The following is a 14,314-nucleotide window of genomic DNA, read 5'->3' as shown; positions in this document are numbered from 1 at the left end:
CATGATCCTTTTTCCCGCAATCGACCTTAAAGACGGCCAGTGCGTACGCCTGAAACTCGGCGATATGGACCAGGCCACCGTTTACAATCCAGACCCCGCCGCTCAGGCTAAGGCCTTTGAAGACCAGGGGTTTGAATGGCTGCATGTTGTGGATTTGAACGGTGCCTTTGCCGGTGAAAGCGTCAATGGTGCCGCGGTCGACGCCATCTTGAAGGCAACAAAAAACCCTGTGCAGCTTGGTGGCGGCATCCGCACGCTTGACCATATTGAGGCGTGGCTGTCGCGAGGGCTCGCTCGCGTTATTCTCGGCACCGTTGCAGTGCGTGATCCAATGCTTGTCATCGAGGCCTGCAAACGATTTCCGGGACAGGTTGCCGTTGGCATTGATGCCAAGGGTGGCAAGGTGGCTGTCGAAGGCTGGGCGGAAGCCTCAGAACTTGGTGTGATTGAACTTGCCAAGCGTTTTGAAGGCGCTGGCGTTGCCGCAATCATCTATACCGACATTGACCGTGACGGCATTCTGACCGGTATCAACTGGCCATCCACGTTGGAGCTGGCCGGTGCCGTTTCCATTCCGGTGATCGCCTCGGGTGGTCTCGCTTCGATTGATGATGTCAAACGTATGCTGGAACCGGACGCAGCCAAACTGGAGGGCGCGATTTCCGGTCGCGCGCTTTATGATGGCCGCATCGATCCGGCGCAAGCATTGGCGCTGATCAAGGAGGCACGCGCATGAGCCTCAAAGCCCGTGTCATCCCCTGCCTTGATGTGAAGGACGGTCGCGTCGTCAAAGGCGTCAATTTTGTTGATCTGATCGATGCCGGCGATCCTGTCGAAGCGGCAAAAGCTTATGACGCCGCCGGTGCCGATGAACTTTGTTTCCTCGACATTACTGCCTCATCGGACAATCGCGACACCATTTTTGACGTTGTCTCCCGTACGGCCGATCACTGTTTCATGCCGTTAACCGTGGGTGGTGGCGTTCGTGCCGTTGCCGACATCCGCAAGCTGCTGTTGTGTGGCGCCGATAAGGTGTCGATAAATTCCGCAGCGGTGAAGGAACCGGATTTTGTGGCACAGGCTGCCGACAAATTCGGCAACCAGTGCATCGTCGTTTCGATTGACGCCAAGAAGGTTTCGGCTCCGGGTGAAACTGACCGTTGGGAAATTTTCACCCATGGCGGTCGCCAGACGACCGGCATCGATGCCGTTGAATTCGCCATCAAGATGGTGGAACGCGGCGCTGGCGAACTGCTCATCACGTCCATGGACCGGGATGGTACCAAGAGCGGTTACGATATTGCGCTGACACGCACGATTGCCGACGCGGTTCGCGTGCCGGTTATCGCGTCCGGTGGCGTTGGAAACCTGGATGATCTGGTAGCTGGTGTCCGTGACGGTCACGCAACTGCCGTTCTGGCCGCTTCCATCTTCCACTTTGGTCTCTATTCCATTAGCGAAGCCAAACAGTATATGGCCGACCATGGCATTGCCATGCGTCTGGACTGATATAAGCCTCAGGAACACATCATGAGCGGTTTTTCCCTTGCCGATCTGGAACGTATCGTCGCTGCGCGCGCTGCGGCGTCACCGGACGAATCATGGACGGCCAAACTTTTTGCGGCAGGCCAGCCGCGTGCAGCCAAGAAACTGGGCGAAGAAGCGGTTGAAACCGTGATTGCCGCCGTTTCCAATGACCGCACTGAACTGACCAAGGAAAGCGCCGATCTTCTCTACCACCTGCTTGTGGTGTTGAAGATTGCCGATATTCCGCTCGGCGAGGTGATGGAGGAACTGGAGCGCCGCACGGCACAGACCGGTCTTCAGGAAAAGGCGTCGCGTCCCACCGCTTGATCAAGCCGGGCACGCAGAGGAGAGGCGCATGCCGACGACCAATACACTCGACCATTTCCGAGCGGATGATTATTCGCCTTACCATTTCTTCTCTTCGGAAGAATGGGCGAAGTTCCGCGCCGATACGCCGATGACATTGACAGCCGACGAGGTCAGCCGGTTACGTTCACTCGATGACCCGATCGATCTAGACGAGGTGCGGCGTATCTATCTATCGCTATCGCGCCTTCTGTCATCCCATGTTGAAGCATCGCAACTGCTGTTCGAACAGCGCAACCGCTTCCTCAACATGTCCGATGTCAACAAGACGCCGTTTGTCATCGGCATTGCCGGTTCGGTTGCTGTCGGAAAATCCACTACCGCCCGTATATTGAAAGAATTGCTGGCACGCTGGCCGTCCAGCCCGAAGGTGGATCTGATCACCACGGACGGTTTTCTCTATCCAAACGCTGTCTTGAAACGCGAAGGCCTGATGGAGCGCAAGGGATTTCCCGAAAGCTACGATATCGGTGCATTGTTGCGGTTCCTCTCTGCCATCAAGGCGGGACAGGCAGAGGTCAAGGCGCCACGTTATTCGCACCTGGTCTATGATGTCCTGCCAAATGAATATTCGGTCATCGACCAGCCGGACATTTTGATTTTCGAAGGCATCAATGTGCTGCAGTCGCGGGATTTGCCCGCGGGCGGCCGTATCGTGCCTATCGTTTCGGATTTCTTCGACTTCTCAATTTATATCGATGCAGACGAACACCAGATCCATAACTGGTACGTCAACCGGTTCATGAACCTGCGCAAAACCGCGTTCCGTGACCCCAACTCCTTCTTCAATCGTTATGCCTCAATTAGTGAAGAAGAGGCTTTGAAGATTGCCGAGGGACTTTGGGCCAATATCAATCTGAAGAACCTGCGCCAGAATATCGTGCCGACCCGGCCACGTGCGGACCTCATTCTGCGCAAGGGCAATAATCATCTGATCGATACGGTGGCGCTAAGAAAGCTTTGATCACCGCACACATCAAAAATGCCGCAGACTGGAAATCTGCGGCGTTTTTGTATCCATTTTTTGAAATGCGTTTATTCGTCCAGGGCCGGAATGCGCAGCACCTGACCCGGATAGATCTTATCCGGATGGGTCAGCATCGGCTTGTTGGCTTCGAAAATAATATTGTTCTTGGCGCCCTTGCCTTTGCCGTATTGGGCTTCGGCAATCTTCCAGAGATTATCGCCTTTTTTAACCGTGTAGAAAACTGGCTCCTTCGCAGGTGCCGCAGCTACTTTCAGTTCACCGGCCTCCACTTTGGACACGCCAAGTGTATTACCAACCGCGATAACGGCTTTTTCAAAGGCGGACTGATCGGCCACTTCGCCCTTCAGTACGATCTTGTCGTCAACCACATCTACCTGCACCTTGTCGGTGCCGAGATTGTGCGATGCCAGCTCCTTTTTAACAGCTTCGGCATCCGGAGCCTCTTCATCTCCTCCAAGGCCCAGTTTTTTCCCGGCATTCTTGATAAAGCTGAACAATCCCATGGTGATTTCCTCTCATGTTCGGAAACACTAAAGAACTGTAAGCCTGATCAAAATACAAGCATGTTTTGTGATGGCAGTTTCAATCACCGATTGGGCGGCCGCGCATCTTCTTGACTTCAGAGCGTCCGGATTTCTCTTTCAGACGACGCTCAACCGAACCTTTTGTCGGTTTGGTGGCTTTGCGCACCGGCGGTGGTGGTTTGGCCGCCTCAAGAATCAACTCCTTCAACCGCTCACGTGCATCTTCCCGATTGCGCTCCTGGCTGCGAAAGCGGCTGGCTTCAATCATCAGCACGCCTTCTTTTGAGAGACGACGGCCCGCCAGTTGCTTGAGGTTTGTCTTGACGCGATCCGTCAGGGCGGGAGAGGTTTCAACGCTGAAAAACAGTTGAACGGCGGTGGAAACCTTGTTGACGTTCTGACCACCCGGGCCACCCGCCAGCACAAATTGTTCCGTCAGTTCCCATCCGGAAATCGTTATTCGATTGCTGACAAAAAGTGGTTCACTGGCCATGGGCGGTTTTCTCCGGTGCGCGTCATGCCACAGATCGACAGAAATGAAAACCGGACGAGCCGCGTGAAAAGCCAGACGCGGCCAGTTTGCGACGATCAGGCACAAGCAAAAGTAAACATCACATAAAGAAACCCCGGCAATATCTCGCCGGGGTTTCACGTGAATCCAAACTACAGTGGGCTGCGTCATTCCAGACGCAACATCCGCTCCACTTGCTATTCTGCGGCGATCTTGAGGCCAGGAGCGGCATCGCGCACCTTGCTGTCAACGTGATCCTCGAACTTTGTGAAGTTGGTCACGAACATCGAAACCAGCTTCTTGGCCTGTGCGTCGTAAGCAACGCCATCAGCCCAAGTCGAGCGCGGGTCGAGAATGGCGCTATCGACACCTTCCAGTGAAGTTGGCACAGCGAAACCGAAGTTTGCGTCCGTGCGGAACTGGGCGTTTTTCAACTCACCCGTCAAAGCCGCTGTCAGCAGTGCGCGGGTTGCCTTGATCGGCATGCGCTTGCCAATGCCGTAAGCACCACCGGTCCAGCCCGTGTTGACGAGCCAGCAATCCACCTGGTGGCGGCTGATCAGATCACGCAGCAGGTTACCGTATTCCGCAGGATGACGTGGCATGAATGGTGCGCCGAAGCAGGTCGAGAATGTTGCTTCCGGCTCAGTCACGCCCTTTTCCGTACCGGCGACCTTGGCGGTGTAGCCGGACAGGAAGTGGTACATGGCCTGCTCAGGTGTCAGACGGGCAATTGGCGGCAGAACGCCAAAGGCATCTGCTGTCAGCATGATGATGGTTTTCGGGTGGCCAGCAATACCGGTTTCCGACGCATTTGGAATGAAGTGCAGCGGGTAAGCGCTACGGGTGTTCTCGGTCAGCGAATTGTCGTTGAAATCCGGAACGCGGTTTTCGTCCAGTACTACATTTTCCAAAACCGTGCCGAAACGACGGGTCGCCGCGTAGATTTCCGGTTCTGCTTCTGCAGAGAGCTTGATTGCCTTGGCGTAGCAACCGCCTTCGAAGTTGAAGATGCCATCTTCACCCCAGCCATGCTCGTCATCACCGATCAGCGTACGCGACGGGTCTGCAGACAGCGTGGTCTTGCCGGTTCCGGACAGTCCGAAGAAGACAGCCGAATCACCTGCCGGGCCAACATTGGCCGAGCAGTGCATTGGCATGACGCCCTTGGCAGGCAGCAGGTAGTTGAGAACAGTGAACACCGACTTCTTGTTTTCACCGGCATAGGACGTGCCGCCGATCAGCACCAGACCATTGGTCAGATCGCAAGCAATCACCGTTTCGGTGCGCACGCCGTGACGCTCCGGATCAGCCTTGAAGCTTGGCAGGTTGATGATGGTCAGCTTCTGCTTGAAGGAGCCCAACTTTTCGCGCAATGGGCGAATCAGAAGGTTGCGAATGAAAAGCGCATGCCAAGCCAGTTCGGTTATAACACGAACCGGAAGAACGTTGTCTTCGTCGGCACCGCCCAGCAGATCCTGTACATAAAGTGTCTTGCCGGCAGCGTGGGCCAGCATGTCCTTGTGCAGGATTTCAAACTTTTCAGGAGACAGAGGCTTGTTGTTATCCCACCAGATGGTGTTTTCCGTCGCCGCGTCGCGGACAACAAACTTGTCCTTTGGCGAACGACCTGTGTGTTGGCCGGTCACTGCACGCAATGCGCCATCAGCGGTGACATCGGCTTCACCATTGCGGATTGCTTCTTCGTAAAGTTCGCTCTCGATGAGATTGTACTTGACGTTGGAAGCACCAGCCAGACCAAGCTCGGATACTCCATTAGCAGGATTACGAATTCCAAGCTCCTCCATGAGCAATTTCCTTTTGTTGCAGGCATAACCATTGAAATTTTCGCAAGCGTATGACCCGTCTTTTGGAAACGCAAGAGCCTCTTTTAAAATACATCAATAAATTCAATATATTAATCGATTTAGAATATTTTATTTCATTTTAAATCGTTTAAACAATCGCAGATTTTCGTGTTGAGGACGGGTGCAAACGACTGTTTGGAAGATTGCACGATGTCGCATCCTTTTTCTTTGCCACAATTTGTTCCACCTTTATACTCATGAACACGCTCACGGCGCTCCAACCTGGCTGGGTATGATGTCGAGAGAGAAGATGACGATGGAGATAAACACTATGCAGACAATTGCCCTTGTGGACGACGACAGGAATATTCTGACATCCGTTTCCATCGCCCTCGAAGCCGAGGGTTACAAGGTCGAGACCTATACCGATGGCGCATCGGCACTGGATGGACTTCTGGCCCGTCCGCCGCAGTTGGCGATCTTCGACATCAAGATGCCCCGCATGGACGGCATGGAACTGCTGCGTCGCCTTCGCCAGAAGTCTGATATTCCAGTTATCTTTCTCACCTCGAAAGATGAAGAGATCGACGAATTGTTCGGCCTTAAAATGGGGGCGGACGACTTTATCACCAAGCCGTTTTCTCAGCGCCTTCTTGTGGAGCGCGTAAAGGCTATTCTGCGCCGCGCCAGCAGCCGTGAGGCCGCCGCAAGTGGTGTACCCGGCACCAAATCCGCCGCTGACCAGCAGGCCCGTACTCTGGAACGAGGCCAGCTTGCCATGGATCAGGAACGTCACACCTGCACATGGAAGGGTGAGCCGGTAACACTGACAGTAACCGAGTTTCTCATTCTGCATTCGCTGGCACAACGTCCCGGCGTGGTCAAAAGCCGTGATGCGCTGATGGACGCTGCCTATGATGAGCAGGTTTACGTCGACGACCGTACCATCGACAGCCACATCAAGCGTCTCCGCAAAAAGTTCAAGGTCGTTGACACTGACTTCGATATGATCGAAACGCTCTATGGTGTAGGCTATCGCTTCCGCGAAGCGGCCTAAACGGGCTACAAGGACGTCCGGTTTGAGACGGTTACCGCCCTGTTATGGCCAGTCCAAAGGGACTGGTTTCAGGGGCTGATGAAGAAAAGGCTGAAACCCCTGCGGGTTCGGCCTTCTTCACCTGGGCGGTGAAAAGGAACAGGAATTGCTGAAGCAAACCTTTGAGAACAACGCGCAGAATATGGATGCGGACGACCGTTTGCAGGATCGCCCCCACCGTATTCACCCGTTGACGCTCATTCGACGGATCTTCGGCAATGCAGTATTCTCCAGCCTTACCCGCCGTATCCTGTTTTTCAACGTGGCGGCGACCGTCGTTCTGGTGGGCGGCATTCTCTACCTCAATCAGTTCCGTGAAGGACTGATCGACGCCCGCGTCGAAAGTCTGCTGACGCAGGGAGAAATCATTGCCGGTGCGATTTCTGCATCCGCGTCCGTTGATACCAACTCGATCACTATCAATCCGGAAAAGCTGCTTGAACTGCAGGCGGGCCAAAGCATTACGCCTGTTCCCAATGATGAGGATTTGAGCTTCCCGATCAATCCGGAACGGGTTGCCCCGGTTCTGCGTCGATTGATTTCCCCTACCCGCACACGCGCCCGTCTGTTTGATGCGGATGCAAACCTGCTGCTTGATTCGCGCCACCTTTATTCGCGCGGCCAGGTCCTGCGTTTTGATTTGCCGCCAGTTTCCAATGAAACGACAAGCTGGGGTGACTGGTTCGCCAGCCTGTTTAACCGCATGCTGCAATCCGGCAGTCTTCCTCAATACAAAGAAGCGCCTGGTGGTGATGGCTCGATCTACCCAGAGGTCATGAATGCATTGACCGGTGTTCGTGGTGCGGTAGTGCGGGTGACGGACAAGGGTGAACTGATCGTGTCGGTGGCTGTGCCGGTACAGCGCTTCCGCGCAGTTCTTGGTGTTCTGCTGTTATCGACACAGGCGGGTGACATCGACAAGATCGTGCACGCCGAGCGTCTGGCGATCATGCGCGTGTTCGGTATCGCGACACTGGTCAACATTGTGCTGTCATTGCTGTTGTCTTCAACCATCGCCACACCTTTGCGTCGTTTGTCGGCTGCAGCTATTCGTGTGCGTCGCGGTGCCCGCACCCGAGAGGAAATCCCTGATTTCTCTGCCCGTCAGGACGAAATTGGTAACCTTTCCATAGCCTTGCGTGAAATGACGACGGCGCTTTACGACCGGATTGATGCCATCGAAAGCTTTGCTGCCGACGTCAGCCACGAATTGAAAAATCCGCTGACCTCGTTGCGCAGTGCGGTTGAAACCCTGCCACTGGCCAAGACGGAACAATCTAAACAGCGCCTGACCGACGTTATTTTCCATGACGTTCGCAGGCTTGACCGCTTGATCAGCGACATTTCCGATGCCTCGCGTCTTGATGCCGAACTTGCCCGCGCCGATGCCAATCCCGTTGATATGGAAGTGCTTGTCAAAAGCCTTGTCGAGATTTCTCAGCAAATCAGTGCCAAGAAAAAAGCCGTCAAAATCGAATACAAGGCTGATCACAAGGCTGGCGTCAAAACCAACTTTGTCGTCAACGGCCATGACCTGCGGCTCGGCCAGATTGTTACCAATCTTATTGAAAATGCCCGTTCCTTCGTTCCAACGGACAATGGTAGGATTTTTGTACATCTTTACCGGCACCGGGATCGTTGTGTGATCCGTGTTGAAGACAATGGTCCTGGCATTCAGGCAGAAAATATCGACCGCATTTTCGAGCGTTTTTATACTGATCGACCGTCGACGGAAGACTTTGGTCAGAATTCTGGTCTTGGTCTCTCAATTAGCCGTCAGATTGCCGAAGCCCATGGTGGCACTCTGAAGGCAGAAAACATGCTGGACCAGCACGGCTTGATAACCGGTGCGCGCTTTACCCTGAGCCTGCCTAGCGCTGAACAGCATCATGAGCGCTGATCGCATCAATCTTCATGCGACCGCCATCACCGTCGATGAAATCGGCATTTTATTCGTTGGACCATCCGGCAGCGGAAAATCTTCTCTCGCCTTCGCTTTTCTGACGGAAGCCCGTTATGCCGGGCAATCCTCGGCACTGATTGCCGATGACCAGATTTTTGTCTCGCAGCAGCAGGACGGCACAATCATAGCCGAACGCCCTGCTTCTATTGCTGGGCTGCTGGAGTTGCGCGGCAGCGGTATCGTTCGGTTGGACAGCATTGAAAAGGCGACATTGCATTATGCGGTAATGGTTCTCGCGCCAAACGACACGCATGAGCGACTACCGCCGGAAAACGAGATGTATGCGTTGCCCTGTGGCGGGCGATTGCCCGTCACACGAATTCCGCTGCAATGCCATAATCCGCTTGCCAGGTTCAGGACATTGGTAAGCAATTCCCTTTATGCATAAGTCAAATGCGTTGATTGCCTCATTTTTGGACTTGCGATTCCTGTTTTCATCACCAAGATGGCTACCCACCGGTGGACAGAATTGCGGCATTGCGGTAGTCGACAATTAGAATGCGTGTGCAAGGGAGCATTTCATGATCGGACTTGTGCTTGTCACTCATGGCAAGCTGGCTGAAGAATTTCGTCATGCAGTAGAGCATGTCGTAGGTCCGCAGAAGTTGATCGAAGCGGTTTCAATCGGCCCGGAAGATGACATGGATCAGCGCCGGCAGGATATTCTTGATTCCGTTGCGCGTGCAGATGATGGAAACGGCGTTATCATCTTGACCGACATGTTCGGCGGTACACCGTCCAATCTCGCGATTTCCGTGATGCATAATGGTCCAATCGAGGTGATTGCCGGTGTAAACCTGCCTATGCTTATCAAGCTGGCCGGAGTGCGCGGTGAGAACAATATGGACAAGGCGCTGCAGGAAGCATCCGATGCGGGCCGCAAATACATCAATGTTGCCAGCCGCGTCTTGAGCGGAAAATAACGGACATTTCACACCCATGTCGCCATTATCGCGCGAATTGCTGATTATCAATAAACGCGGCCTGCATGCCCGTGCCTCGGCAAAATTCGTGCAGATGGTTGACGGATTTGACGCCGAGATCACCGTTTCAAAAGACGGAATGACGGTTGGCGGAACCTCGATAATGGGTCTTATGATGCTGGCAGCCAGCCCTGGCTGCACGGTGCTTGTGGAAGCAAGTGGCAATCAGGCTGAAGAGGCGCTTGCCGCTCTCGACGCGCTGGTCGCCAACCGTTTCGGTGAAGAAGCGTAAAGTCATATAAAGACATAAAGACTTCTTTATATCATTATTGCCAGATTGGTTTAAGCCTGATACACCCCTTGGCCAACAGTTGCCACCAAGGGGTGCGGGATCGCACCTCACTGATCTGGAGAAACGCATGAGCACTGAAACCAAAGATTATATCGTAGCTGATATCAATCTTGCCGCATTTGGCCGCAAGGAACTCGATATCGCCGAAACCGAAATGCCGGGTCTGATGGCCTGCCGCAGCGAATTCGGTGCTTCCAAGCCGCTCAAGGGCGCACGCATTTCCGGTTCGCTGCACATGACGATCCAGACTGCTGTTCTGATCGAGACGTTGAAGGAACTCGGCGCTGATGTTCGTTGGGCATCCTGCAACATTTTCTCCACGCAAGACCATGCGGCCGCAGCTATTGCCGCTGCTGGCATTCCGGTTTTTGCGATCAAGGGCGAAAGCCTGACAGAATACTGGGAATACACCGACAAAATCTTCCAGTGGACCGATGGCGAGCCATCCAACATGATCCTGGACGATGGCGGCGATGCCACCATGTACATCCTGCTCGGAGCACGCGCAGAAGCTGGAGAAGACGTTCTGTCCAACCCGGGCTCTGAAGAAGAAGAAATTCTGGTTGCACAGATCAAGAAGCGCCTCAAGGCATCGCCAGGCTGGTTCACCAAGCAGCGCGACGCAATCAAGGGCGTGACCGAAGAGACCACCACAGGTGTTCACCGCCTGTACGACCTGGCTAAAAAGGGTCTTCTCCCCTTCCCGGCGATCAACGTCAACGACAGCGTTACCAAGTCGAAGTTCGACAATAAGTACGGCTGCAAGGAATCGCTGGTTGATGGTATTCGCCGCGCTACCGACGTAATGATGGCTGGTAAGGTTGCTGTCGTTTGCGGTTACGGCGACGTTGGCAAGGGTTCGGCTGCTTCGCTTCAGGGCGCTGGCGCCCGCGTCAAGGTTACCGAAATCGACCCTATCTGCGCTTTGCAGGCCGCTATGGACGGTTTTGAAGTTGTCCGTCTAGAAGACGTTGTTTCTTCGGCTGACATCTTCATCACCACAACTGGCAACAAGGACGTTATCCGCATCGAGCATATGCGCGAGATGAAGGATATGGCAATTGTTGGCAACATCGGCCACTTCGACAACGAAATCCAGGTTGCTGCACTGAAGAACCTGAAGTGGACCAACATCAAGCCACAGGTCGACATGATCGAGTTTGCCAAGGGCAACCGCATGATCCTTCTGTCGGAAGGTCGTCTGCTGAACCTGGGTAATGCCACAGGTCACCCATCCTTCGTGATGTCGGCGTCCTTCACCAACCAGGTGTTGGGCCAGATCGAGCTGTACACCAAGCCAGGCGAATACAAAAACGACGTCTATGTGCTGCCGAAGCACCTCGATGAAAAGGTTGCCCGCCTTCACCTCGAGAAGCTTGGCGTGAAGCTTACAGAACTTTCTGACGTTCAGGCCGACTATATCGGTGTATCAAAAGTGGGCCCATTCAAGGCTGAGCACTACAGATATTAACCATATCAAAATTATCCACAATATATAGTGATGGCCTGCTTGACAAAGCGGGCCATTTCTTTTTTGGCCCAGTCCCTTCCCGCAGATTCCCTAAGGCAGTATTGTTTAAGCTCTTGATTCGTGAGGCTTCCGATCGGACGTCACGCGGAAATGGGATGTCTTGTCGATGAGCGGCACAACGGACGGAGACAGACCGGAAATGTCGGTAGAGATAAAAAACTCGCTTCAGCGGGTACAAAAAAACGTGGGCGAAATAAGCCCCCCACCAAAATCCGGCGTGCATGTGCGGTTCTATCGCACTGCTCGTAACCGGGTTTCTGTTTTCGGTGGTCGCTTTGTTGCATTCCTATCCAGCACAACGCTGGCAGGTGTTGCGCAGGCACAGGAAGCAAACATAATTAGCAGCGGAGAGCGGCTGTTCTCCTCCAGCGAGACCATCGGCTTCTCGCTGGTGATTGGCGTTTTGGCAGCAAGTCTGCTGTCGGTTGTGTGGCTGGTGCGTCAGCGCGGCAACATCGAGGCGGAAAGCCGCGATTACCGCACAGCACTTGCCGATGCCAACCAGAAGATTGATACCTATCAGGCACTGATTTCAGACAAAAGTCGCCGGATTGTGGTTTGGGAAAATACCGGCAAGCGCCCTGATTTTATCGGGCAACTTCCTATTGAGACCGGCGCTCCGCAAAATGATGCCGATTTTTTGGCGTTTGGCCGCTGGTTGAAATCCGGCTCGGCCAGCCAGCTTGAAAAGGCAATCGAAAAGCTGCGCAGCCATGCGCAGAGTTTTGACCTGACCATTGAGACCCACCGCGATGAAGTTATCGAGGTTCAGGGTCGCGTTTCCGGTGGCAAGGCATTTGCCCGTTTCATAGCACTCAGCAATCTGCGCGCCGAACTGGCGGAACTGCGGATCGAGCGCGAAAGACTGCTGTCTTCCATCAATGCTTTTGAAGAACTGCTCGACGCGCTGGAACAGCCTGTCTGGCGTCGCAACAGCGAGGGTCAATTGCTTTGGGTTAACCACGCCTATGGCAAGTCAGTCGATTCCAGCAATGCCGCCGATGCCGTCAAGGAACAACGTGAACTTCTGACCACCGTGACACGCCAGAAGATCCGCGCCGTCACCACGCCAGAATCGCCGTTCTCCGACCGCATTTCCACCGTCGTTAACGGCAACCGCACCTTCTTTGACGTGGTCGATGTCAAGACACCCGGCGGATCTGCCGGTATCGCGATTGATACATCGCAGGCTGAAGCTATTCGTGAAGAGCTGAAACGTACGCTGAAAAGCCATGCCGAAACGCTCGATCATCTGGCAACGCCGGTGGCGATTTTCGACGGCCAGCAACGACTTCAGTTCTACAATCAGGCATTTGCGCGTCTCTGGGAACTGGATATCGTTTTCCTTGAAGGCCATCCTGACAATTCCGAACTGTTTGACCGTTTGCGACTAGCAGGCAAGCTGCCGGAAGAACTGAACTGGAAGAGCTGGAAAGAATCTGCCCTCTCGGTTTATCGTTCGCTGGATACACAGACTGATCTCTGGCACCTGCCAAACGGCCAGACGTTACGCGTTATCGCGACGGCGCATCCGCAGGGCGGCGCGACTTGGGTGTTTGAAAACCTTACTGAACAGGTAGACCTGCAGACCCGTTACAATACGTTGGTCAAGGTACAGGGTGAAACCATCGACCATCTGGCCGAAGGTGTTGCGGTGTTTGGTGCGGATGGACGTATCCGTTTATGCAACCCGGCATTCCGTGCGCTATGGGGCGTTACTGCCGAGCAGGCAGAACCGGGCACTCACATCAAGGCCATCGAAAAGGCTTGCTCTGCATCCTATGAAAAGCCGGATGGATGGCGGGAATTCAGCCAGTTCATCACCAGCTTTGATGATGAACGACGCTCCAAACAGGGTACGCTGGAACTGCTTTCCGGGCTGGTGCTCGATTACGCAATCATTCCATTGCCAGACGCACAGACCATGTTGACCTTCGTCAACATGACTGACAGCGTCAGAGCAGAGCGGGCTTTGAAAGAAAAGAACGACGCGCTGTTGAAAGCTGATGAACTCAAGAACGATTTCGTCCAGCACGTCTCCTACGAACTTCGTTCGCCGCTGACCAATATTATTGGCTTTACCGATCTTCTCAAGACGCCGGGCATCGGCACGCTGAATGATCGGCAGGGTGAATATATCGATCATATATCGACATCGTCCTCCGTGCTGTTGACCATCGTGAACGACATTCTCGATCTCGCGACCGTGGACGCCGGTATCATGCAGCTGCAATACAGCGAAAATGATCTTAATTCTTTGCTGGACGATGTGGCTGAACAGATCACCGACAAGCTGCATGAAAGCAATGTCGAGCTGGAAATTGCTGCACCGGTGAAGCTTGGTACATTGGTTGCCGATCATCAGCGGCTGAAGCAGATCCTGATCAAGCTTCTGACCAATGCAGCCAACTTTGCCCCGGAAGGTTCGACAATCCTGCTGAGCTGCAACCGCAATGGCAGCGATTTTGTCTTTTCGGTTTCCGACAAGGGGCCTGGCATTCCAGAAGACGTTCTGAAGACCGTGTTTGATCGTTTCTCAAGCCGTGGCAATGGCGGTCGCCGCAGTGGTGCCGGTCTAGGTCTCTCGATCGTTGAAAGCTTTGTCAGCCTGCATAAGGGTGAAGTGCATATCGACAGCAAGCCGGGCGAAGGCACGGTCGTGACCTGCCGTATCCCGTCTTACATCAACCCGCACTCTATCGCTGCAGAGTGAGCAAACCCGTGT

The 14,314-nt window shown here is 54.0% G+C and carries 14 protein-coding genes; 11 read left to right on the top strand and 3 right to left on the bottom strand.

The window, feature by feature from the left end; translation table 11 throughout:
* The first annotated feature begins 1 nt into the window (after position 1).
* Genes hisA through coaA form a run of 4 tightly spaced genes read left to right on the top strand, consistent with a single transcriptional unit; the run spans position 2 to position 2,857 of the window.
* Positions 2-736, top strand: a complete 735-nt coding sequence (hisA, locus tag IB237_RS20820) for a 1-(5-phosphoribosyl)-5-[(5-phosphoribosylamino)methylideneamino]imidazole-4-carboxamide isomerase (protein WP_192490629.1) — start codon at positions 2-4, stop codon at positions 734-736.
* Positions 733-1,509: an imidazole glycerol phosphate synthase subunit HisF gene (gene hisF / locus IB237_RS20815; RefSeq protein ID WP_192490628.1), complete on the top strand. Its 777-nt coding sequence runs from the start codon at positions 733-735 to the stop codon at positions 1,507-1,509. The genes hisA and hisF overlap by 4 nt, the downstream gene beginning before the upstream one ends.
* A 21-nt stretch (positions 1,510-1,530) precedes the next feature.
* Positions 1,531-1,854, top strand: coding sequence for a phosphoribosyl-ATP diphosphatase (locus IB237_RS20810; protein WP_192490627.1), 324 nt, complete (start codon positions 1,531-1,533; stop codon positions 1,852-1,854).
* 28 nt (positions 1,855-1,882) lie between these two features.
* Positions 1,883-2,857: a type I pantothenate kinase gene (gene coaA / locus IB237_RS20805; RefSeq protein ID WP_192490626.1), complete on the top strand. Its 975-nt coding sequence runs from the start codon at positions 1,883-1,885 to the stop codon at positions 2,855-2,857.
* A gap of 71 nt (positions 2,858-2,928) precedes the next feature.
* On the opposite strand, the gene lysM is transcribed toward coaA, so the two are convergent.
* From lysM to IB237_RS20790, 3 genes are all read right to left on the bottom strand, one after another.
* A complete protein-coding gene (lysM, locus tag IB237_RS20800) occupies positions 2,929-3,384 on the bottom strand; it encodes a peptidoglycan-binding protein LysM (RefSeq protein WP_192490625.1) in 456 nt (151 codons plus the stop codon).
* Positions 3,385-3,463: 79 nt separating this feature from the next.
* A complete protein-coding gene (arfB, locus tag IB237_RS20795) occupies positions 3,464-3,898 on the bottom strand; it encodes an alternative ribosome rescue aminoacyl-tRNA hydrolase ArfB (RefSeq protein WP_192490624.1) in 435 nt (144 codons plus the stop codon).
* 215 nt (positions 3,899-4,113) lie between these two features.
* Positions 4,114-5,724 carry a phosphoenolpyruvate carboxykinase gene (locus tag IB237_RS20790; RefSeq protein ID WP_192490623.1) on the bottom strand — a complete coding sequence of 537 codons (1,611 nt, stop codon included), beginning with the start codon at positions 5,722-5,724 and terminating at the stop codon, positions 4,114-4,116.
* Positions 5,725-6,055: 331 nt separating this feature from the next.
* Between IB237_RS20790 and chvI the strand changes: the two genes are divergently transcribed.
* The 7 genes from chvI (at position 6,056) to IB237_RS20755 (ending at position 14,302) form a co-directional block, all read left to right on the top strand.
* Positions 6,056-6,781: a two-component system response regulator ChvI gene (gene chvI, locus IB237_RS20785; protein ID WP_192490622.1), complete on the top strand. Its 726-nt coding sequence runs from the start codon at positions 6,056-6,058 to the stop codon at positions 6,779-6,781.
* Between the two features lie 181 nt (positions 6,782-6,962).
* Positions 6,963-8,720: a stimulus-sensing domain-containing protein gene (locus tag IB237_RS20780; RefSeq protein WP_371815374.1), complete on the top strand. Its 1,758-nt coding sequence runs from the start codon at positions 6,963-6,965 to the stop codon at positions 8,718-8,720.
* Positions 8,710-9,171, top strand: coding sequence for an HPr kinase/phosphorylase (locus IB237_RS20775; protein WP_192490620.1), 462 nt, complete (start codon positions 8,710-8,712; stop codon positions 9,169-9,171). Before IB237_RS20780 ends, IB237_RS20775 begins: the two co-directional genes overlap by 11 nt.
* Before the next feature lie 133 nt (positions 9,172-9,304).
* Complete coding sequence (locus IB237_RS20770; protein ID WP_192490619.1) at positions 9,305-9,706, top strand: PTS sugar transporter subunit IIA; 402 nt, start codon at positions 9,305-9,307, stop codon at positions 9,704-9,706.
* A gap of 16 nt (positions 9,707-9,722) precedes the next feature.
* Positions 9,723-9,998: an HPr family phosphocarrier protein gene (locus IB237_RS20765; protein ID WP_192490618.1), complete on the top strand. Its 276-nt coding sequence runs from the start codon at positions 9,723-9,725 to the stop codon at positions 9,996-9,998.
* 127 nt (positions 9,999-10,125) lie between these two features.
* Complete coding sequence (gene ahcY / locus IB237_RS20760; protein ID WP_192490617.1) at positions 10,126-11,529, top strand: adenosylhomocysteinase; 1,404 nt, start codon at positions 10,126-10,128, stop codon at positions 11,527-11,529.
* A gap of 166 nt (positions 11,530-11,695) precedes the next feature.
* On the top strand, positions 11,696-14,302 hold the full coding sequence (locus IB237_RS20755; protein ID WP_246788145.1) for a PAS domain-containing sensor histidine kinase: 2,607 nt from the start codon (positions 11,696-11,698) through the stop codon (positions 14,300-14,302).
* Positions 14,303-14,314: the final 12 nt, after the last annotated feature.

It is taken from the genome of Agrobacterium sp. AGB01 (assembly GCF_014851585.1).
In the GTDB taxonomy this organism is placed as follows: domain Bacteria; phylum Pseudomonadota; class Alphaproteobacteria; order Rhizobiales; family Rhizobiaceae; genus Agrobacterium.
This window is presented reverse-complemented; position numbering and strand designations above follow the sequence as displayed.

What these genes read in the sequence shown, in the direction of transcription:
- hisA (WP_192490629.1), top strand. Translation starts at nt 2, where the DNA reads ATGATCCTTTTTCCCGCAATCGACCTTAAAGACGGCCAGTGCGTACGC.
- hisF (WP_192490628.1), top strand. Translation starts at nt 733, where the DNA reads ATGAGCCTCAAAGCCCGTGTCATCCCCTGCCTTGATGTGAAGGACGGT.
- IB237_RS20810 (WP_192490627.1), top strand. Translation starts at nt 1,531, where the DNA reads ATGAGCGGTTTTTCCCTTGCCGATCTGGAACGTATCGTCGCTGCGCGC.
- coaA (WP_192490626.1), top strand. Translation starts at nt 1,883, where the DNA reads ATGCCGACGACCAATACACTCGACCATTTCCGAGCGGATGATTATTCG.
- lysM (WP_192490625.1), bottom strand. Translation starts at nt 3,384, where the DNA reads ATGGGATTGTTCAGCTTTATCAAGAATGCCGGGAAAAAACTGGGCCTT.
- arfB (WP_192490624.1), bottom strand. Translation starts at nt 3,898, where the DNA reads ATGGCCAGTGAACCACTTTTTGTCAGCAATCGAATAACGATTTCCGGA.
- IB237_RS20790 (WP_192490623.1), bottom strand. Translation starts at nt 5,724, where the DNA reads ATGGAGGAGCTTGGAATTCGTAATCCTGCTAATGGAGTATCCGAGCTT.
- chvI (WP_192490622.1), top strand. Translation starts at nt 6,056, where the DNA reads ATGCAGACAATTGCCCTTGTGGACGACGACAGGAATATTCTGACATCC.
- IB237_RS20780 (WP_371815374.1), top strand. Translation starts at nt 6,963, where the DNA reads ATGGATGCGGACGACCGTTTGCAGGATCGCCCCCACCGTATTCACCCG.
- IB237_RS20775 (WP_192490620.1), top strand. Translation starts at nt 8,710, where the DNA reads ATGAGCGCTGATCGCATCAATCTTCATGCGACCGCCATCACCGTCGAT.
- IB237_RS20770 (WP_192490619.1), top strand. Translation starts at nt 9,305, where the DNA reads ATGATCGGACTTGTGCTTGTCACTCATGGCAAGCTGGCTGAAGAATTT.
- IB237_RS20765 (WP_192490618.1), top strand. Translation starts at nt 9,723, where the DNA reads ATGTCGCCATTATCGCGCGAATTGCTGATTATCAATAAACGCGGCCTG.
- ahcY (WP_192490617.1), top strand. Translation starts at nt 10,126, where the DNA reads ATGAGCACTGAAACCAAAGATTATATCGTAGCTGATATCAATCTTGCC.
- IB237_RS20755 (WP_246788145.1), top strand. Translation starts at nt 11,696, where the DNA reads ATGAGCGGCACAACGGACGGAGACAGACCGGAAATGTCGGTAGAGATA.